Origin of the sequence: Variovorax sp. Varisp36 (assembly GCF_047304235.1) — a bacterium.
Taxonomy (GTDB): Bacteria; Pseudomonadota; Gammaproteobacteria; order Burkholderiales; family Burkholderiaceae_C; genus Variovorax.
Window position 1 is genome coordinate 83552 of sequence record NZ_JBGLYU010000007.1, and the last position, 20263, is coordinate 103814.

16 protein-coding genes and 1 other RNA gene are annotated in these 20263 nt (G+C 67.6%); 11 read left to right on the forward strand and 6 right to left on the reverse strand.

The annotated features are described in order from the left end of the window. Positions 1 to 11: 11 nt before the first annotated feature. The 3 genes from ACCD11_RS06730 to ACCD11_RS06740 form a co-directional block, all read right to left on the reverse strand. Positions 12 to 1355: an MATE family efflux transporter gene (locus ACCD11_RS06730; protein ID WP_007836656.1), complete on the reverse strand. Its 1344-nt coding sequence runs from the start codon at positions 1353 to 1355 to the stop codon at positions 12 to 14. Continuing rightward, the gene (locus ACCD11_RS06735) at positions 1352 to 3088 is read right to left on the reverse strand and encodes a hypothetical protein (RefSeq protein ID WP_007836658.1); all 1737 of its coding nucleotides are present in this window, start codon (positions 3086 to 3088) and stop codon (positions 1352 to 1354) included. Before ACCD11_RS06735 ends, ACCD11_RS06730 begins: the two co-directional genes overlap by 4 nt. A gap of 78 nt (positions 3089 to 3166) precedes the next feature. Then, complete coding sequence (locus ACCD11_RS06740; RefSeq protein WP_007836661.1) at positions 3167 to 3436, reverse strand: type B 50S ribosomal protein L31; 270 nt, start codon at positions 3434 to 3436, stop codon at positions 3167 to 3169. Between the two features lie 181 nt (positions 3437 to 3617). Between ACCD11_RS06740 and ACCD11_RS06745 the strand changes: the two genes are divergently transcribed. Continuing rightward, complete coding sequence (locus ACCD11_RS06745) at positions 3618 to 4685, forward strand: oxidoreductase (RefSeq protein WP_413313119.1); 1068 nt, start codon at positions 3618 to 3620, stop codon at positions 4683 to 4685. A 54-nt stretch (positions 4686 to 4739) separates the two neighbouring features. Here ACCD11_RS06745 and rho read toward each other — a convergent pair whose 3' ends face one another. Then, positions 4740 to 6005 (reverse strand): transcription termination factor Rho, encoded by a 1266-nt coding sequence (gene rho / locus ACCD11_RS06750; protein ID WP_007836663.1) that lies wholly within the window; start codon positions 6003 to 6005, stop codon positions 4740 to 4742. 182 nt (positions 6006 to 6187) lie between these two features. Continuing rightward, positions 6188 to 6520 carry a thioredoxin TrxA gene (gene trxA / locus ACCD11_RS06755; protein WP_019653039.1) on the reverse strand — a complete coding sequence of 111 codons (333 nt, stop codon included), beginning with the start codon at positions 6518 to 6520 and terminating at the stop codon, positions 6188 to 6190. 157 nt (positions 6521 to 6677) lie between these two features. Between trxA and ACCD11_RS06760 the strand changes: the two genes are divergently transcribed. The 3 genes from ACCD11_RS06760 to ACCD11_RS06770 are packed head-to-tail and all read left to right on the forward strand — an operon-like array spanning position 6678 to position 13752. Beyond that, positions 6678 to 9257: a PD-(D/E)XK nuclease family protein gene (locus ACCD11_RS06760; RefSeq protein WP_413313122.1), complete on the forward strand. Its 2580-nt coding sequence runs from the start codon at positions 6678 to 6680 to the stop codon at positions 9255 to 9257. Beyond that, positions 9254 to 12514: a UvrD-helicase domain-containing protein gene (locus tag ACCD11_RS06765; protein WP_413313124.1), complete on the forward strand. Its 3261-nt coding sequence runs from the start codon at positions 9254 to 9256 to the stop codon at positions 12512 to 12514. Before ACCD11_RS06760 ends, ACCD11_RS06765 begins: the two co-directional genes overlap by 4 nt. Then, complete coding sequence (locus ACCD11_RS06770; protein WP_413313125.1) at positions 12511 to 13752, forward strand: TIGR03862 family flavoprotein; 1242 nt, start codon at positions 12511 to 12513, stop codon at positions 13750 to 13752. The genes ACCD11_RS06765 and ACCD11_RS06770 overlap by 4 nt, the downstream gene beginning before the upstream one ends. Positions 13753 to 13811: 59 nt before the next feature. Here ACCD11_RS06770 and ffs read toward each other — a convergent pair. Beyond that, positions 13812 to 13908: signal recognition particle sRNA small type (gene ffs / locus ACCD11_RS06775), an RNA gene on the reverse strand. Positions 13909 to 14089: 181 nt separating this feature from the next. Here ffs and dnaX point away from each other — a divergent pair. The 7 genes from dnaX (at position 14090) to ACCD11_RS06810 (ending at position 20202) form a co-directional block, all read left to right on the forward strand. Then, the gene (gene dnaX, locus ACCD11_RS06780) at positions 14090 to 15934 is read left to right on the forward strand and encodes a DNA polymerase III subunit gamma/tau (RefSeq protein WP_413313127.1); all 1845 of its coding nucleotides are present in this window, start codon (positions 14090 to 14092) and stop codon (positions 15932 to 15934) included. Between the two features lie 55 nt (positions 15935 to 15989). Then, positions 15990 to 16322: a YbaB/EbfC family nucleoid-associated protein gene (locus tag ACCD11_RS06785; RefSeq protein ID WP_007836669.1), complete on the forward strand. Its 333-nt coding sequence runs from the start codon at positions 15990 to 15992 to the stop codon at positions 16320 to 16322. Between the two features lie 9 nt (positions 16323 to 16331). Beyond that, on the forward strand, positions 16332 to 16922 hold the full coding sequence (recR, locus tag ACCD11_RS06790; RefSeq protein ID WP_007836670.1) for a recombination mediator RecR: 591 nt from the start codon (positions 16332 to 16334) through the stop codon (positions 16920 to 16922). Between the two features lie 15 nt (positions 16923 to 16937). Beyond that, a complete protein-coding gene (locus tag ACCD11_RS06795) occupies positions 16938 to 17330 on the forward strand; it encodes an MAPEG family protein (RefSeq protein WP_042673964.1) in 393 nt (130 codons plus the stop codon). A gap of 137 nt (positions 17331 to 17467) precedes the next feature. After that, positions 17468 to 18505, forward strand: a complete 1038-nt coding sequence (locus ACCD11_RS06800; RefSeq protein WP_007836672.1) for an ABC transporter substrate-binding protein — start codon at positions 17468 to 17470, stop codon at positions 18503 to 18505. Between the two features lie 45 nt (positions 18506 to 18550). Continuing rightward, positions 18551 to 19366, forward strand: coding sequence for an ABC transporter ATP-binding protein (locus ACCD11_RS06805; RefSeq protein ID WP_413313129.1), 816 nt, complete (start codon positions 18551 to 18553; stop codon positions 19364 to 19366). After that, entirely contained in the window at positions 19366 to 20202 is an 837-nt protein-coding gene (locus ACCD11_RS06810) for an ABC transporter permease (RefSeq protein ID WP_413313130.1), read from the forward strand. The genes ACCD11_RS06805 and ACCD11_RS06810 overlap by 1 nt, the downstream gene beginning before the upstream one ends. The last annotated feature ends 61 nt before the right edge of the window (positions 20203 to 20263 follow it).

Here is a 20263-nt window from a genome sequence, read left to right on the forward strand (position 1 = left end):
GGCAGCTCTTGTCAAGCGCGCTGGCGCATCGTCCAACGCAGCAGCGCGCCGAACAGCAGGGCCGTCAGCGCCAGCGCGAAGGCGCTCATGATCCAGAACGCCAGCGGCGATTGCATGGCCGCCCAGGGGCCAAGTCCGCGGTACGCCAGCAGGTAGCTTCCGCCGAGGCCCAGTCCCCACAGCATCGCGCAATAGATCACCAGCGGCGCCAGCGTGACCCGGTAGCACCGCAGCACGAACACGCAGAAGGTCTGCACCGCATCGGCGAAGTGATACATGGCCACCGCCAGCAGCAGTGCGCCGGCCATCGCGATCACAGCGGGGTTGTCTGAATACACGTTGGCGAGCTCGTAGCGCAGCGCAGCCATGGCGGCGGCGTAGAACAAAGCGCACAGCGCGGTCAGCTCGAAGCCCAGGCGACAGGCGTGCCGGGCCCTGGCCGCATCCCCGGCACCGAGCCAGAAGCTCACGCGCGCGCTGGTCGCGATGGCCAGCGACAGCGGGGTCATGTAGGCCACGGCCAGCAGGTTCGACGCGATCTGGTGCGCCGCCGCGGCCGCCGTGCCAAGGCGGGCGATGAACAAGGCCATCAGCGTGAACGAGGTCACTTCGACCAGCACCGCCAAGCCGCCTGGCACGCCGAGCCGCGCGAACTTGCGGATCTGCTGCCAGTCGGGCGCCTCGATGCGCTTCCAGAGCCCGTAGTCGCGATAAAACGCGCGGTTGCGCAACAGCCAGATGGCGCAGCCCAGCATCGCCCAGTTCACGCACAGCGTGGCCCAGCCGCAGCCCACGAGGCCCATGGCCGGCAGGCCCGCGCCACCGAAGGTGAACCAGATCGACAGCGGCAGCTTCACGGCCAGCGAACCGAGCTGCAGCCATGTCACGAGCTGGGGCTTGCCCAGGCTCTGGTTGAGCGTGCTGAATAGGCGAAAGAGCAGGGCCGGCGCCAGTGCAAAGGCCAGCACCGCCAGATAGGCCTCGACTTCGCCGCGCATTGCAGCCGGCACCTGGGTCCACCGCAGCGCCGCGTCGGGCAGCAGCAGGATCGCCATGCCGGCCACGATGGCAATGGCGGCCAGGTAGAGCGATTGCCGCACCGAGCGGCCCACCTCGCCGGCGCGGCCGCCGCCATGCAGTTCGGCCCAGACCGGCAGCAGTGCCTGCAGGACGCCCATCAGCGAGACGTACACGCTGACGAAGATGGCGGCGCCGACCGACAGGGCGGCCAGTGCTTGTTCGGAGTAGCGCCCGGCGATGATGGTGTCGGCCACGCCGAAAGCCATCACGGCCAGCTGCCCGGCGAGCACGGTGCCCGCGTGCCGCGCGATCAGGGCCCGTTCGCCGCCCCTCACTGTGGCGTGATCTTCTGGTAGAGCAGGAGGTCGTCGGCCGCGCTGCTGGGTCGGCGCAGCGTGCCGGCAAAGCGCCACTGGTCGAAGGGAATGATGGTGTGCAGGCGCTCGATGGTCTCTGGGCTCGCCAGCAACCATGGGCAATCGGTGCCCAGCAGCAGCGGTTGCACGTTGAAGTTGCCGTGGTGGCGCAGGGCCGCGATGTGCGGGCGGCTGAGCGCGAGTTCCGCGATGCAGCGCGGCTGGCCGACACGTTCGGCCACGGCCCGCACCTGCGGCACGTAGCTGCGCGCGTAGTCGATGGGCGGCAGCCACAGCGTCATCAGCAGCATCCAGCACAGCGCCGTACCGCCGGCCGGCAGCACCAGCGTCTTCCAGAGCGCGGCACGGTGCCGCCCCGTGCGCCAGCGCACCAGCCAGCACCAGGCAATGGTCGCGGCCGCCGCGAGAGCCACGGCAATGGGAGAAAACTCGGGCACGAAGCCGGGCACCAGCCGCGCCACGCTGGCGGCGGGCTTGGGCGGCACGCCGGTCTGCATGGCGACCCAGTAGATCCAGCCGAGCACGGCCAGGCCGCTGAAGAACAGCACGTTGAACCAGTCGATCAGCGCCGCTGCGCTGCGCCTGAAGGTGGGCAGGGCGAAGGCGGCCAGGGTGGCGAACGCGGGTAGCGCCAGCAGCAGCGAGCGGTCGGAGTAGTCGGTGGTCCAGGTGGCCGCCAGCGGCACCAGCGCGAACCAGAAGGGCAGCGCGACGTGGCGTGCCGTGAGCTGCCGCCGCCAGCGCCAGAGCGTCCAGATGGCAAGCGGCCAGACCGGCCAAGTGAACCACAGCAGCAGCTTGGCCTGGCTGCGTGCGTCGCCGAGCAGCGAACCGCCGAGCACGGTGATCTTCCATGTCGGCAGCTTCAGCCCGAACACGAGCACCGCCGCCAGCGCGGTAATGCCAGTCATCGCGAGGAGGGCGCCTCGCGTGTAGCCGGGGCCGTTGTCTTCGTCGTTGATGTTCTCGCGCTCGGACTGCATGGCGAGCCGGCGCTCGTAGGCGATGTACAGCACGCTGCCGACGGCCAGCGCGAGCCCCACGGTGGGCGCACCGCTCAGCGTGATGCCGATGGTGCCCACCGTCAGTGCGATCAACGGGCCCGCACGGCGATAGGGCAGTGCGGCCACGCCGTAGAACAGGTGCGAGGCAAAGAACAGCTGTGCCAGCGCGGGCGTGGTCTCGTGGCCAAGCTGGGCGAGGCCGAGGCAGGCGATCAGTGCCAGCAGGCCGCCGTCGGCAATCGCGCGTGCGTAGTCGGTCGGCCGTGCCTCCCCGCCGAAGGCGAAGGCCACGGGCTGGGCACGCGCCGTGCGGGCCAGGTAGTACACCGCATACCAGCTGGCCGTGAAGGTGCCCCAGAGCAGGAACGCGAATGCGATTCGCACGGCCAGGTCGGGGTTCAGCCACGACGGCGCGATCTTGATCGCCAGGGCGCCGATCCAGTACGGGATCAGCGCGGGCGTTTCGGGGCGCAGGCCCAGCAGGAGAGGATCGAACCAGCGCGCGATGCCTTCGGTGCTGCGGGCCAGTTCGGCCATGTAGCCGAAGGCCGTGATGTCCGCGCTCTTCCAGGGGCCTCGGCCGACCAGGCCCGGCAGCAGGTAGGCCGCGCACAGCAGAAGCAACGCGATGCGCGGCAGCCGGCGCACGGCACTCTGGGCAACGATCGCGGGGGTGGGCTGGTTCAAGTGGCGAAAGAGGCGGAATTCAGAAAGAAAAAGGGCAGCGCGGTAAACCGGGCTGCCCTCGACGCGAAAGCGCGTGCCTTACTTCGAAGCAGCGCCGGTGGTCTTGCCGAAACGGTTGCGGAACTTCTCGACGCGGCCGCCCATGTTGTCGACCGACTTCTGCGTGCCGGTGTAGAACGGGTGCGATTCGCTGGTGGTGTCGAGCTTGAACAGGGGGAGCTCGCGACCGTCGTCGGTCTTGCCCATTTCCTTGGTGTTCGCGCACGAACGGGTCACGAACTTGAAGCCGTTCGACATGTCGACGAACAGGATTTCGCGGTAATTCGGGTGGATGCCTTCTTTTGCCATGGTTTTTCCTTTTGCGCTGTTGGAATCAATGCGCGGTCGATGCGAGAGCCACCAGCGTGCCAATGGTCTGGCGCGCTGCCCTGGGAAATCCAGGAGGCCGGGCGAAGCTGCCCAGCCGCACTTTTCGCGGAGCCCACGATTATCGCATACTGCCCTATTTTCGAGCAAACGGAACCCTTCCATGACCTCCGCACCTTTGCGCGCCGGCCTCGTCGGCTACGGTTTTGCCGGCCAGACCTTCCATGCGCCGGTGCTTTCGGCCGTTCCGGGGCTCGAACTGGCCGCAGTGGTGAGTTCGCAGCCGCACAAAGTGCACGCCGACTGGCCCGGTGTGCCCGTGGTGCCCGACGTGGCGGCGCTGGTGGCCCGCGCCGACATCGACCTCGTCGTGGTCGCGACGCCCAATGCACAGCACCATCCGGTCGCCAAGGCAGCGCTGGAGGCCGGCAAGCACGTGGTGGTGGACAAGCCTTTCACGCTCGATGTGGCTGAGGCGCGGGAGCTCGAGGCGTTGTCCAAGCGCAACAACCTTGTCTTGGCGGTGTATCAGAACCGGCGTTTCGATGCCGATTTCCTGACCCTCAAGGATGTCCTGGCGTCCGGCGAATTGGGCCGGCCGGTGTACCTGGAGTCGCATTTCGACCGCTTCCGGCCCGAGGTGAAGGCGCGCTGGCGCGAGCAGGCCGTGCCGGGGTCGGGCCTGTGGGTGGACCTGGGCGCCCATCTGGTCGATCAGGCGGTGCAGCTTTTCGGCCGGCCCGACACGATCCAGCTCGACACCGCCGTGCTGCGCGACGGTGCTGTGGTCGAAGACTACTTTCATGCCGTGCTGCGCTACGAGCTGGGGCCGCATGCGCCGCTGCGCGTGGTGCTGCATTCGACGACGCTCGCCGCCCATGCGGCGCCGCGCTACATCGTGCACGGCACGCGTGGCAGCTACGTCAAGCACGGCGTCGATACCCAGGAGGATGCGCTGCGCGCCGGGCAGCGGCCGCCGGCCGTGGGGTGGGGCGCCGATCCGCTCGATGGCGAGCTCACGCTGATCGGCAGCGATGGGGCGCCGCGCTTTCGCGCCTTGCCGACGCGGCCAGGCAACTACGTCGACTACTACGCTGCGGTCCGCGACGCGATCCTCGGCCACGGCCCGAACCCCGTGCCGCCCGAGCAGGCCGTCGCGCTGATGGAGTTGCTCGACATCGGCCGCCAGAGCGCCGTCGAAGGCCGCGCCATCCGCATCGAGCGCCCATGAAAAAAGCGCGTCGGCCCTCGAGGGCCAACGCGCTTTTGCGGAAGAGCGTGGTGCTCAGCCGCCGCGACGCATCATGTCGAAGAACTCGACATTCGTCTTCGTCGCCTTCATGTTCTTGAGCATCAGCTCCATCGACTCGATCTCGTCCATGTTGTACATGAGCTGGCGCAGGATGCGGGTCTTCTGCAGGATCTCCGGTGCCAACAGCAATTCTTCGCGGCGGGTGCCGCTGCGGTTGAGCTGGATCGAGGGGAACACGCGCTTTTCGTAGAGGCGGCGGTCGAGGTGGATTTCGGAGTTGCCGGTGCCCTTGAACTCTTCGAAGATCACTTCGTCCATGCGGCTGCCGGTGTCGATCAGCGCGGTGCCGATGATGGTCAGCGAGCCGCCTTCTTCCACGTTGCGCGCGGCGCCCAGGAAGCGCTTGGGACGCTGCAGCGCATTCGAATCCACACCGCCGGTCAGCACCTTGCCCGACGAGGGCACGACGTTGTTGTAGGCGCGGGCGAGGCGGGTGATCGAGTCGAGCAGGATCACCACGTCCTTCTTCAGTTCGACCAGGCGCTTGGCGCGCTCGATCACCATTTCGGCGACGTGCACGTGGCGCGCTGCGGGCTCGTCGAAGGTCGAAGCAATGACTTCGCCCTTCACCGTGCGCTGCATTTCGGTCACTTCTTCAGGGCGCTCGTCGACGAGCAGCACCATCATGTGGACGTCGGGGTAGTTGGCGCTGATCGCGTGGGCGATGTGCTGCATCATCACCGTCTTGCCGCTCTTGGGCGGCGCCACGAGCAGGGCGCGCTGGCCCTTGCCGATGGGAGCGATGATGTCGATGATGCGGCCCGTGATGTTCTCGTCGCCCTTGATGCCGTCGCGCTCGAGCTTCATCTGCTCCTTGGGGAACAGCGGCGTCAGGTTTTCGAACATCACCTTGTGCTTGTTCTGCTCGGGCGGACCGTCGTTGACCTTGTCGAGCTTGGTCAGCGCGAAATAGCGCTCGCCATCCTTGGGCGTGCGCACCTCGCCTTCGATCATGTCGCCGGTGTGCAGGTTGAAGCGGCGCACCTGGCTCGGCGAGATGTAGATGTCGTCCGTGCTGGCCGTGAAGCTGGTGTCTGGGCTGCGCAGGAAGCCGAAGCCGTCGGGCAGTATTTCGAGCACGCCGTCGGCGAAGACCTGTTCGCCGGCCTTGGCGCGCTTCTTGATGATCGCGAACATCAACTCCTGCTTGCGCATGCGGCCGACGTTTTCGATCTCAAGCGCTTCGGCTTGCTTGAGGACTTCAGACACGTGGAGTGCCTTGAGTTCGTTTAAGTGCATGGAATGACCCCTCGCGGGGTAATCGAACGGAAAACGGGGGGAGGTTGGGTGTGAAGCGAGAGGTGCCTCACCAACCGGGGAACTCGAACCGGTTGCCTGGATAAAGGGCCGGTGATCTGTGGGAGATTATGACAGGAAAAACGCGCCGGCCAACGCATTGCGCGCTGGCCGGTGGAAATCGCTCAGGCGAGCTGCTGGTCGATGAAGGCCGTGAGTTGCGCCTTGCTCATGGCGCCGACCTTGGTGGCGGCCAACTGGCCGTCCTTGAACAGCATCAGCGTGGGGATGCCGCGAATGCCGAACTTGGCGGGAATGTCGCGGTTCTCGTCCACGTTCAGCTTGGCGATCTTCAGCTTGCCTTCGTAGGCGGTCGACACTTCGTCGAGGATCGGGGCGATCATCTTGCAGGGACCGCACCATTCGGCCCAGTAATCGACCAGCACGGGCTGGCTGGACTTGAGCACGTCGGCCTCGAAGGAGGAATCGGAGATGTGTTTGATGAGTTCGCTGGCCATGTGTGGGTCCTTGTGCGCAGAGAGTTTCGGTGCAGCTAAAGTGCTGGTCATTGTGACAGAAACCAAGGGGTGGCGTGCCGTGCGGGGACGCTATGGCGGCGATAGCCAAAAGCCCTTGTGCGTCACGTCCACGCGCTCTCCAACCCCTCGATAGAACATGAACGAAGGCCTCCCTGTCCAGGCCCTGTGGTGCGATCCCGCCAATGGCGTCGTTGCGCGGATCGTCCGCGCGCTGGCCGATCGCCAGCTGCATGCCGCCCGCACCGTGGTGCTGGTGCCCTACGCGCAGTTGATGGCCGTGGCGCGCGCCATGTGGGCCCGCTGCGGCAGCCCAGGCTTCGTGCCGCGCTTCGAGACCACCCATAACTGGGCCCGCAGCGCGGGCGGCTTCGTGCCGGCCGGCTACGACATCGCGCACGACATGGCGCGCGACTTGGTCACGGCGCAGGCGCTGCTGTCGCAAGCCGGTTTCAGCGCCGAGCGCTTCGCCCTTGCCGGCCGCGTCGTCGAACTGGCGTATCAACTGGCCCCTCTTGCAGCTGCCGTGAGTCCCGAAGAGCGGGGCGGCGAATGGGCGCAACGCGCGGCGGGCGTGGCCGAGGCGGGCAGCGAGTCGGAATGGTTTCGCATCGAGAGCGCGCTGATCCGCATCGCCGTCGCGTGGGCCTCGACCTCGGGCTATGCCACCGACGTGCTCCTGCGCGACAGCACGCGCGCGCAGGTCGACGCGCTGATCGTGCTCGAGGGCTTCCTGGCCGATCCGCTCACGCAGTCGCTCTGCAAGCTGTGGGGCGACCGCGCTCTTCATCTCTCGCTCGTGCCTTCGGGCGCGCCCACGCAGGCTGCGGTTTCGCACGTCGCCCTCGACCCCGAAGACGAAGCCGAACTCGCCGCCGCCTGCGTGCTGCGCCACCTCGCCGAAGACCGCGCACCGGTCGCCTTGATCGCAACCGACCGCGCCCTCACGCGCCGCATCAGTGCCCAGCTGAGTGCGCAAGGTATCGTCACGCACGACGAAACGGGCTGGAAGCTGTCGACCACGCGCGCTGCCGCCACGCTGATGAGCGCGCTGCGCGCCTGCGCCCACGACGCCGCCAGCGACCAGGTGCTCGAATGGCTCAAGAGCGGCGCCGATGGCGATGCACCGGCTGTGCAACTGCTCGAAGCCCGCTTGCGCCGCGAGGGCCTGCGCGACTGGTTGGCCTGGTGTGCCTTGGTGGCGCGCAGCGAGAAAGCGCAGGACGCCACGTTGCTGTCCTTCACCGGGGCCATCGAGGCGCGACGCGCGCCCATGGCCCGGTCCCGCCCCCTGGCCGACTGGCTGCGCGCGTTGCGCGAGCTGCTGGAAGCCAGCGGCCAATGGGCGCTGCTCGACGAAGACCTCGCGGGCGGCAAAGTGATCGGCGCCCTGTGGCTCGATGCCGGCGCGCATGGCGACGACGACGATTTCCCCGGCGGGCGCCACACGCTGGCCGAATTCACCGCCTGGGTCCGCGACGTGCTGGAAGACGCGAGCTTCGTGCCCCCCGCGGGCGACCAGGCACCTAAGGTCGTCGTGCTGCCGCTGTACCAATTGCTGGGCCGTGCGTTCGGCGCCGTGGTCATCCCCGGCTGCGACGACCGGCGCCTGCCTGCGTCGCCCGAGCCGCCCGGCAACTGGAGCGCCGCCCAACGACTCGAACTGGGCCTGGCGTCGCGTGAAACGCTCGAAGCTGCGCAACGCGCGGCCTGGGCCGCGGCCCTGCACAACTCGTCGTGCGAGTTGATCTGGCGCCAGTCCGACGCCAGCGGCGAGCCGGTACGGCCCAGTCCGCTGGTGCAGGCGCTGCAGCTCGATCACGCGCTGCAGCCCTCGGCCGATCCGCGCACGCCGCGCGACGTGACCGTGCAGCCAACCGAATATCCGACCCCTTCCGGCGCGCTCCTGCCACTGGAGAACATCTCGACCAGCGTGTACGAAGACCTGCGCCGCTGCCCCTACCGCTTCTTCGCGTTGCGGCAGTTGGGCCTGCGCAGCGCCGACGAGCTCGATGCCGAGATCGACAAGCGCGACTTCGGCAACTGGCTGCATGCCGTGCTTGGTCACTTCCACGAGACGCTGGCTGAGGCTGCGACGCAGGACGCCCAGGAACGCACCGCGCTCATCGAAGAGGCCGCCCGGCGCGCGACGCAGGAGCTCAGCCTGTCCGCAGCCGAGTTCCTGCCTTTCGCCGCGGCCTGGCCCGCGGTGCGCGACGGCTACCTCAACTGGTTGACGGGGCACGAGGCGGGCGGCGCGGTTTTCGTCGAAGCCGAGCCCTGGAAGGAGCAGTCCCTGGGCACGCTGCGGCTGATCGGCCGGCTCGATCGCATCGACCGCATGCCAGACGGCCAGGCTTTCGTGATCGACTACAAGACCGAGTCCGCCGCCGTCAGCAAGGAGCGCGTGAAAGACCCGACCGAAGACACGCAACTGGCCTTCTATGCCGCGCTGGTGGCCGACGACACCTTGCGTGCGGCCTATGTGAACGTCGGGGAAAAGTCCTCCGGCACGCAGACCGTCGAGCAGCCCGCCGTGGTCGAGGCGCGGGATGCGCTGGTGGCCGGCATCATCGACGACTTCACGCGCATTGCGCAGGGGGCAGCACTGCCGCCATTAGGGGAGGGCGCCGTCTGCGACTACTGCGCCGCACGCGGCCTTTGCCGCAAGGACTTCTGGGGCAACGAGGTCCCCCGGCCCGGGGGCATTGCGAAATGAACGGCGCTGCCTACGAACACAACGGCCGGCACGTCACGCGCGAGGCCTTCTATACCGTCGCCTGCGACCCGCGCCGCTCGGTCGCCGTCGAAGCCTGTGCGGGCGCGGGCAAGACCTGGATGCTGGTGTCGCGCATCCTGCGCGCGCTGCTCGAAGAAGGCGAGTCTGCCTGCGAGCCGCATGAGATCCTGGCCATCACCTTCACGAAGAAGGCGGCCGGCGAGATGCGCGAGCGGCTCGACCAGTGGCTCGAGGATTTTGCCGAACGGACGCCGGAAGAACTGGTCGGCCAGCTCGTGATGCGCGGCGTCGAGCCGGCGGCCGCATTGGCCGCCGTGCCGCGCCTGAAGGGCCTCTACAGGCGCCTGCTCGAAGGCGGCAGGCCGGTGCAGTTCCGCACCTTCCACGCCTGGTTCGCGGGCCTGCTGCGCAATGCGCCGCTCGCGGTGCTGCGCGAGCTGGGCCTGCCGTCGAACTACGAACTGCTCGAAGACGACGCCGAGGCGCGCGGCCACACGTGGCGGCCCTTCTTCGAGGCCGTCACCGCCGACAAGAATGCGCTGGCCGATTACTACGCCGTCGTCGCGACGCACGGCCGCTCGCAGACGGCCAAGGCCCTGAGCGAGGCGCTCTCGAAGCGCGTCGAGTTCTCACTGGCCGATGCAGAGAATGCCGTCCAGCATTTCAGCGTGTTCTTTCCGTCGCTCGAAGGCCTTGATGAACCGACCGAGGCCTTGCTCGGCGAGCCGGTGCGCCGCCGTTGGCTTGACCGCGCCGCCGCGCTCGGCCGCGAGAGCAACAAGACGCCGCAGAAGGCGGCCGAGGCCATCATCGACGTGTTCGGCATGGGCGAGCCTCCAGCCGATTCGCTGGCGGCCGCGCTCGCGCACCTGCGCAAGAACTTCTTCATCGCCACCGAAGATCGCCTCAACAAGAACCTGCAGAAGTTCCCCGCCGCGCAGGAAGCCGAGGCCGAGCTGCAGGTGCTGTGCGGCGCGCAGGCCCAGCACGCCGCATGGCTCTACCAGCAGCGCATGACGCGCCTCACACGCCTGCTGATCGCAGCCTTTGCCGATGTGAAGCGTGCCCACGGCTGGGTCGACATGAACGACGTCGAGCAGGCCGCGCAACTGCTGCTCGGCCAGTCGGCGCTGTCGGGCTGGGTGCAGGAGCGGCTCGACGCGCGCATTGCGCACCTGCTGATCGACGAATTCCAGGACACCAACCCGCTGCAGTGGCAGGCGCTGTACGGCTGGCTCAGCGCGTACACCGGGGCGCAGGGCCGCGCGCCGCGCGTGTTCATCGTGGGCGACCCGAAGCAGAGCATCTACCGCTTCCGCCGCGCCGAGCCGCAGGTGTTCATCGCCGCGAAGAAGTTCGTGCGCGAAGGGCTCGACGGCGAGTTGCTTAACTGCGACCACACCCACCGCAATGCGCGGGCCGTGGTCGGGCTGGTCAATACGGCGATGCTGGCGGCGCAAGAGGCCGGTGAGTTCGATGGCTACCGCGCCCACACCACCGAGCGCGGCGACGAAGGCGAACTGCTCAAGCTGCCGGCCATCGACCGCGACGCACTCGGCGATGCGTCCGACGCGGCACCGGCCGACGGCGGCATGCTGCACTGGCGCGACAGCCTCGTCACACCGCGCGTGCTGCCCGAAGAACAGCTGCTGCAGAAGGAATGCGAACAGGCCGCGCAATGGGTGGCGCAGCGCATCGCCGACGGCACGCCGCCGCGCCAGATCATGGTGCTGGCGCGCCGCCGCAGCCGGCTCTCGGCCATGCAGGACGCATTGCGCCAGCGCCACATTCCCGTGCAGCAGCCAGAGAAGAACGATCTGCACGACGCACCCGAAGTGCAGGACGTGGTCGCGCTGATCGACGCGCTGGTGTCGCCCGCGCACGATCTTTCGCTGGCGCGGGCGCTGAAGTCGCCGGTGTTCGGCATCGGTGACGAGGCGCTGGTGCAGCTCGCACTGCGCCAGCGCGAGCGCGGCCCGGTGAGCTGGTTCGCGCTGATCCTGAAGGACGAAAGCCTGCCGCCGGCGTTGATCGAGGCGGGCACAAAGCTCAGGAAGTGGCAGCGCTGGCTGATGACACTGCCGCCCCACGACGCGCTAGACGCGATCTTTCACGATGGCGATCTGCTCGCGAAATTCGGCGCCGCAGTTTCCGCCGCGATGCGCCAGAGCGCGCTGGCCAATCTGCGCGGCCTGCTGTCCGCATCGCTCGAGATTGACGGCGCACGTTTCGCGACACCGTATGCACTGGTGCGTGCGTTGCGCGCTGGCGGCGTGCGCGCCCCGGCCGTTGCCGCGCCCGATGCGGTGCAACTGCTGACCGTGCATGGCGCGAAGGGACTGGAGGCCGATACCGTTCTCATGCTCGACTGCGACGCGGCACCACCGCGCGCCCAGACCATGGGCGTGCTGGTCGAATGGAAGGGCAGCGACAGCGCGCCGACGCGCTTCGTGTTCCTTGCGAGCGAGAAGACGCCGCCGGCCTGCACGGCGGCATTGCTCGAAGAGGAGCAGCGCGCGCGCCATCGTGAAGAGCTCAACGGCCTTTACGTCGCGACCACGCGGGCACGCGAGCGGCTGGTGCTGTCGTCGGTGCGCCCGGCGCGCGCCAACGAAGGCAGCTGGTGGGCGCGATTGGAGCCGCTGTGCGAGCCTACCGAGGCCGACGAGCCGCTGGTCGCCTTGCCGACCGACTCCGGCGCGGGCAGCTTCTCGATGAAGCGCATGCCTGCGGCGCCCGTGTTGGTCGAACAACCTGCCACCAAGAAAGCGCCAGACACCACCGTTGACGCGCGCGCCGCCGCCTTCGGCCAGGCCATGCACCGACTGCTCGAATGGGCTGTCCCTGGCGAGCCGCTGCCTGCGGCCCACGTGCGCGCTGCAGCACGCGAATTCATGCTCGATGCGCAGCAGGCGCGCGGTGCCGCCGCGCTGGCGCAGCGCATCCGCGCGGGCGAGGGCGCCTGGGTGTGGGACGATCGCAGGGTCGACTGGCATGGCAACGAAGTCACGCTGGTGCATGAAGGCGAGACCTTGCGCATCGACCGTCTGGTGCGCGAGCGCGACAGCGGCGCCTGGTGGATCCTCGACTACAAATCTGCGGCGCGCCCCGAACGGGACGCTGCGCTGATCGCACAGATGCAGCGCTATCGCGCAGCGGTGCAACATGCCTATCCCGGTGCCACGGTGCGCGTCGCGTTCCTCACCGGGCAGGGCGAACTGGTAAATCTCGAATGACTGTTTCCCCTACCGTCGCCGTCATCGGCGGCGGACCTGCCGGCCTGATGGCGGCTGAAGTCCTGAGCGCTTCCGGCGCACAGGTGCATGTGTATGACGCGATGCCTTCGGTCGGCCGCAAGTTCCTGCTGGCCGGCCGTGGCGGGCTGAACCTCACGCACTCGGAGCCCTTCGATGTGTTCATGACCCGCTTCGGCGAGCGCCGCGCGCAGCTCGAACCGATGCTGGCGCTGTTCGGACCGCAGCAGATGCGCGAATGGGCGAGCGGCCTGGGCATCGAGACCTTCGTCGGTACGTCGGGGCGCGTGTTTCCGACCGACATGAAGGCCGCGCCGCTGCTGCGCGCGTGGTTGCATCGTTTGCGCGCGGCGGGTGTGCAGTTTCATATGCGGCATCGTTGGATGGGCGATGGGGTTTTCGACACGGCGTCGCTGCGGTTCGCGACGCCTGCCGGCGGCATTGCTGCAAAGGCCGATGCGGTAGTGCTGGCGCTTGGCGGCGCGAGTTGGGCTCGCCTCGGCTCCGATGGCGCGTGGGTGCCGTGGCTTCAGGCGCAGGGTGTGGAAGTGGCGCCGCTGCTGGCGGCCAATTCAGGCTTCGACGGCACCGGCTGGAGTGAGCATTTCTCCAGCCGCTTTGCCGGGCAGCCGTTCAAGTCGGTCGCGATCTCGTTCACCGACAGCCACGGGAGGCACTTTGCGCGCAAGGGCGAGTTCGTCGCGACGGCCAAGGGGATCGAAGGCAGCCTGATCTATGCGGCGTCGGCGCTGCTGCGCGACGAGATTGCCGCGAAGGGCAGCGCGACGCTGTTGCTGGATCTGCTGCCCGACCGCAGTGCCGAACAGGTATTGGCCGCAGTGACGCACCCTCGCGGCGCGCGTTCGCTCAGCAGCCATCTCAAGAGCCGGCTGGGGCTCGAGGGCATCAAGGCGGGGGTGCTGCACGAGGCCTTGAGCCGCGAAGCGATGCAGGACGCCGCGCAACTGGCCGCGACGATCAAGGCGGTGCCCTTGAAGCTCATCGCGACGCGGCCGGTCGACGAGGCGATCAGCACGGCAGGCGGCGTGCGCTTCGACGCGCTGGATGCGCAGCTGATGTCGAACGCGCTGCCCAGCGTGTTTGCGGCAGGAGAGATGCTCGACTGGGAGGCGCCGACCGGCGGCTACCTGCTGACAGCGTCGATGGCCAGCGGCGCGGCCGCGGCGCGCGGCGCGATTCGTCGTCTGGGTCTGGGCTGAGAGTGATTGTTGCAAGCCTCGTTTCATTTCGCACGGAATGAAACGAAGCTGCTGAAGAGGTTGACGAGCCTTACCCCTGGCACTGACTACGCAGTTAGGGCTGCTTGGTTCCCCACCTGACCCGGTTGGCCACTTCACCATGCAGGGAGGCCCGTCAGCCTGGATTCTAACCCCCAGTTTTCGCGCACTTCGTGTCGCTTCGCCAACCCCCTTCCAGGAGGCGGGGCGGCCGCTTCGGGCGGCCGTGCGCGGCGCTCCTCCGGAGCGGGGCAGAGAAGCCTCTCCTTTCTTGTGACCGGGGCCGGATCGGCGCCTCGCGCCTTTTAGAATGCCCCCAATGTCTTATCTCGTGCTCGCTCGCAAGTTCCGTCCGAAAACCTTCGGTGAGATGGTCGGCCAGGGGCACGTGGTGCAGGCGCTCGAGAACGCGTTGACCACGCAGCGCCTGCATCACGCCTATCTTTTCACCGGCACCCGCGGTGTCGGCAAGACCACTGTTTCGCGGATTCTGGCGAAGTCGCTCAACTGCCAGGGCCCGGACGGGCAGGGCGGCATCACGGCCACGCCGTGCGGTGTGTGCCAGGCCTGCCGCGACATCGATTCGGGCCGCTTCGTGGATTACACCGAGCTCGACGCGGCCTCGAACCGCGGCGTGGACGAGGTGCAGTCGCTGCTCGAGCAAGCCGTCTACAAGCCGGTGCAGGGGCGCTTCAAGGTCTTCATGATCGACGAAGTGCACATGCTCACAAACACCGCGTTCAACGCGATGCTGAAGACGCTCGAGGAACCGCCCGAGTACCTCAAATTCGTGCTGGCCACGACCGATCCGCAGAAGGTGCCGGTCACGGTGCTGTCGCGCTGCCTGCAGTTCAACCTGCGGCCGATGGCACCTGAGACGGTGCTCGAACACCTCACCGGCGTGCTGCACACCGAGAATGTTCCGGCCGAGCCGCAGGCGCTTCGCCTCCTGGCGCGCGCGGCGCGCGGCTCGATGCGCGACGCGCTGTCGCTTACCGACCAGGCCATCGCCTTCGGCAACGGCGAACTCGTGGAAGCGGGCGTGCGCCAGATGCTCGGCAGCGTCGATCGAGGGCATGTGTTCCGCCTGATCGAGGCGCTCGCGCAGGGCGACGGCAAGACGGTGGTCGAAACCTCCGAGGCGCTGCGCGTCGACGGCATGTCCGCCGCCTCCACGCTGGAAGAAATGACGGCTGTGCTGCAGGCCATGGCCGTGCTGCAGGCCGTGCCCTCGCGGGCGGAGTCGGCCGATGCCGCCACCGATCCCGACGCGGCCGACACCGCGCGCCTCGCTGCGCTGATGCCGGCCGACGAGACGCAACTGCTCTACAGCCTGTGCCTGCACGGCCGCGGCGAACTGGGCCTGGCCCCGGACGAGTACGCCGCGCTGACCATGGTGCTGTTGCGGCTACTGGCCTTCAAACCCTCCAACGCGGCTGCTTCGACGGCCTCCACGGAAAAAAAAACTCTGAATGAAGCTGCGGCCGCGGCGCCGCAGGTTCCGGTGCGTGCCGCAGCCCCCGCTCCGGCACCCATGCCGGTCGTTCGCGCTCCGATTGAAGCTGAAGCGCCTGCTGCGGCGCCCGCCCATGCCGCCCCGGTCCCGGCGGGCCATCGCCTCGCGGTGGTCGACGAACCCCGACAGGCCGAATCCCGCCCCGAGGCCAGCGATACGACCGCCAGGGTCGTCGGCGTGCCCATTCGCGTGCAGCCTCCACCAAGTGTCCGGGACACGCCGCGCCCCGATGAGCCGCGCAGCACATTCACCCCCATTCCGACCAGCGAAGACGGCGATTTCTGGTACGCCACGGTCTCCGAACTGGTCGCGGCCGAGGCCATCACGGCCCTTGCACGCGAACTGGCGCTGCAGTCGCAGCTGGTGGGCCGCGACACGGACCAGTGGCTGCTGCGCATCGAGCGCGAGACGCTCAACCAGCCGTCGAGCCGCGAAAAGCTGACAGCTGCGCTGAACAACCTCGGCCACAACATCAAGCTCGCCATCGAGATCGGCGGCGTGGTCGACAGCCCCGCGCGCCGCAACAAGCAGGCCGCCGACGAGCGCCAGCGCGTGGCCGAAGAGGCCATCATGAGCGACCCTGAAGTGCAGGCGCTGATGCGCGACTTCGACGCGAAGATCGTTCCCGGAACCCTGAAACCGGCCTGAGCTCCCATCTCTCTTATCCTTCACCCACTTTTCAACCCAACAATCAGGACCAACGATGTTCAACAAAGGACAACTGGCCGGCCTCATGAAGCAGGCGCAGGCAATGCAGGACAACCTCAAGAAGGCCCAGGAAGAACTCGCCCACATCGAGGTCGAAGGCGAATCCGGCGCCGGCCTCGTCAAGGTCGTCATGACCTGCAAGCACGACGTCAAGCGCATCACCATCGACCCCAGCCTGCTGGCGGACGACAAGGACATGCTCGAAGACCTCGTGGCGGCCGCCTTCAACGCCGCCGTGCGCAAGGCCGAGGAAACCAGCGAGCAGAAGATGGGCAAGCTCACGGCCGGCATGCCTGGTCTCCCGCCCGGCATGAAGCTGCCGTTCTAAGCGGCCGAGATGGCAGACGCCGGTTCGCTCGACGCATTGATCGATGCGCTGCGCCGCCTGCCCGGTGTCGGCGTCAAGTCGGCCTCGCGCATGGCGTTCCATCTGCTGCAGCACGACCGCGAGGGTGCGCAGCTGCTCGCGCGCGCGCTGCAGCAGGCCGCGGGTCACGTTCGGCATTGCGAGCTTTGCAACACCTTCACCGAGGCGCCGATCTGCAGCGTCTGCATGGACTCGCGGCGCGACGGAACCAAGCTTTGCGTGGTCGAGACGCCGGCCGACCAGGCCGCACTCGAGCGCACCGGCGCGTTCCGCGGCTATTACTTCGTGCTGATGGGCAAGCTCAGTCCGCTCGACGGCATCGGGCCGAAGGACATCGGACTGCAGAAGCTCTTCGACCGCGCGCGCGACGGCACGGTGAGCGAGGTCATCCTGGCCACGAACTTCACCGCCGAGGGCGAAGCCACCGCGCACGTGATCGGCGAGGCGCTGAAGCAGCATGGTCTCACGGTGACGCGCCTTGCGCGCGGCGTGCCGGCCGGCAGCGAACTCGAATACGTCGATCTCGGCACCATCGCGCATGCCCTGGTGGATCGCAGGTAGCACGCGCATGCGAGCATGACTTTTTCCTTGCTCACCATCGCCTACTGGTGCGTTTTCATCGCCTGCGGCTTGCCGTATTTCGCGGCGTGGATCGCCAAGGCTGGAAGCTTCGGCCCGCGCGACAACCAGCATCCGCGCGACTGGGCCGCGAAGCAGGGCGGATGGCGCGCGCGCGCCAACAGCGCGCAGGCGAACAGCTTCGAAGGCCTGCCGTTCTTCATCGGCGCGGTGATCATCGCGCACCAGCTCGGCGCGGCACAGGCGCGTCTGGACATGCTCGCCGCGGCCTACGTGGTGCTGCGCGCGATCTACATCGTGCTCTACATCAAGGGTCTGGGCAGCGCGCGCAGTGCTGTCTGGGCGCTCGGGTTCATGGTCAACGTCGCGATACTTTTCCTGGCGCGCTGACGCTTCGGCGCGGGCTTCGCGGCGAGGCCTTCATGATTACGTGAAAACCCGCACGGGATCACCCCGATGCCGTCGCCTGATGCGGCCCCTAAGCTCGATTCAGTCCCAGGAATCACCGAGCCCGCAGGCACCGTTTCATGCTCCATCGCCGAACCCTCATTTCAGCTTCCGCCATCGCCGCCGCAACCATCGCGTTGCCGCGCGTCTTTGCGCAGCAGGCGAAGCTGGAAAAGACCAGGATCTCCATCGCGGTGGGTGGCAAGGCGGCGTTCTACTACCTGCCGCTCACCATTTCCGAACAGCTCGGCTACTTCAAGGCCGAGGGGCTCGATGTGGAGATTTCCGATTTCGCGGGCGGCGCGCGCGCACTGCAGGCGGTGGTCGGCGGTTCGGCCGATGTCTGCTCGGGCGCCTACGAACACACCATCAACCTGCAAGCCAAGAACCAGTTCTTCCAGGCCTTCGTGCTGCAGGGCCGCGCACCGCAAATCGCCGTGGGCGTGTCGACGAAGAACATGGCGGGCTACACCGGCATTCCCGACCTCAAGGGCAAGAAGATCGGCGTCTCGGCGCCAGGCTCGTCGACCAACATGGTCGCCAACCTCGTGCTGTCGCGCGGCGGCCTCAAGGCCAGCGACGTGAGCTACATCGGCGTCGGCGTGGCGGCCGGCGCGCTCACCGCGCTGCGCTCGGGCCAGATCGACGCGATCAGCAACACCGACCCGGTGATGACGATGCTCGAACAGAAGGGCGACGTGAAGATCATCAGCGACACGCGCACGCTCCAGGGCACGCAGCAGGTGTTCGGCGGCCCGATGCCGGCAGCCTGCCTGTATGCGTCGAGCGAGTTCATCCAGAAGAATCCCAACACCTGCCAGGCGCTGGCGAATGCCATCGTGCACGGGCTCAAGTGGCTGCAGACGGCGGGGCCCGGCGACATCATCAAGACGGTGCCCGAGACCTATCTGCTCGGCGACCGGGCGCTGTACCTCGCGTCCTTCGACAAGGTGCGCGAGTCGATCGCCACCGACGGCCTCGTGCCGGTCGACGGTCCCAAGACCGCGCTGACCGCGATCGCCAGCTTCGACACCACCGTGAAGGCCGACAGGATCGACCTCGCAAAGACCTACACCAACGATTTTGCTCGGCGCGCGAAAGACCGGTTCAAAGCCTGATTTCGAACGTCCCCGCGACCCGGCTCAGGCCGGGTTTTTTACGCCATGTCCGACCACGCACTCGAACTTCTCTCCATCAGCTGCACCTTCCATTCGAAGGACGATCCAGGCCAGCGCTACACCGCGGTGGCCGACACCACGCTGCGCATCAAGGCGGGGGAGTTCGTCTCGGTGGTCGGCCCCACGGGCTGCGGCAAGTCGACGCTACTGAACGTTGGTGCGGGTTTGCTCGAACCTTCTTCGGGCACCGTGAAGGTCTTCGGCCAGAAGCTCGCGGGCATCAACACGCGCGCCGGCTACATGTTCCAGACCGAGGCGCTGATGCCCTGGCGCAGCGCCATCGACAACGTCATGGTGGGGCTGCAGTACCGCGGTGTGTCCGATGCCGAAGCGCGCCAGCAGGCCGAGGCATGGCTCTCGCGCGTGGGCCTATCAGGCTTCGGCGACCGCTACCCGCACCAACTCTCGGGCGGCATGCGCAAGCGCGTGGCGCTGGCACAGACGCTGGTGCTCGACCCCGACATCATCCTCATGGACGAACCCTTCAGCGCGCTCGACATCCAGACGCGCCAACTGATGGAGAACGAAGTGCTCGACCTCTGGAGCGCAAGGAAGAAGGCCGTGCTCTTCATCACGCACGATCTCGACGAGGCCATTGCCATGAGCGACCGCGTGGTGGTGCTGTCGGCCGGCCCGGCAACGCACCCCATCGGCGAGTTCGCCATCGACCTGGCGCGTCCGCGCGACGTTGCCGAGGTGCGCACGCAGCCGCGCTTCGTCGAGCTGCACACCCAGATCTGGGAGGTGCTGCGCGACGAGGTGTTGAAGGGCTACGCGCAGCAGCTGAGGAAGGCCGCGTGATGCCCCGCCTCGGACTCAACGAGCGCAACGCGCGCTTCTGGCAGCTGGCGTTGCTGGTAGTGATCCTGGTGGCGTGGCACATTGCCTCGCGCAACCAGCAGTTCGCCTTTTTCGTCGGCGAGCCGATCCAGGTGGCGGGCCGCATCTGGAGCTGGTTCCTGCCGTTCGAGGTGCCGCCCAATGCGCTGTTCCCTGACGGGCTCAAGGGCAACGCCGACATCTACCTGCACCTGGGAACCACGCTGCTGGAGACGGTGCTGGCCTTCGGCATCGGCACGGTGCTCGGCCTGGGTTGCGGGCTGTGGCTGGCGCTCGCGCCCACGGCGAGCCTGATCCTCGACCCCTACATCAAGGCCGCCAACTCGATGCCGCGGGTGATCCTCGCGCCCATCTTCGCGCTGTGGTTCGGCCTGGGCATCTGGAGCAAGGTGGCGTTGGCCGTCACGCTGGTGTTCTTCATCGTGTTCTTCAACGTCTACCAGGGCGTGCGCGAGGTGAGCCCGGTGGTGCTGGCCAATGCGAAGATGCTGGGCGCGAACCAGCGGCAGCTGCTGCGCACGGTGTACCTGCCGAGCGCAACGAGCTGGGTGTTCTCCAGCCTGCACACCTCGGTCGGGCTGGCCTTCGTGGGCGCGGTGGTGGGCGAATACCTGGGCTCGGCGCGCGGCGTGGGCTACCTGATCCTGCAGGCCGAAGGCACCTTCGACGTCAACACCGTGTTCGCCGGCATCGTGGTGCTCACGGCTTTTGCGCTGGTGCTCGACGGCATCGTGGGGCTGATCGAGAAGCGGCTCATGAAGTGGCAGCCCAAGACCGGCGAAACCGAGAAGCTGTAGCTCCCTCATGCGATGATCTTGCGCGACGCTCCGGAGAGCGCGGCAACGAATTCACGGGGGT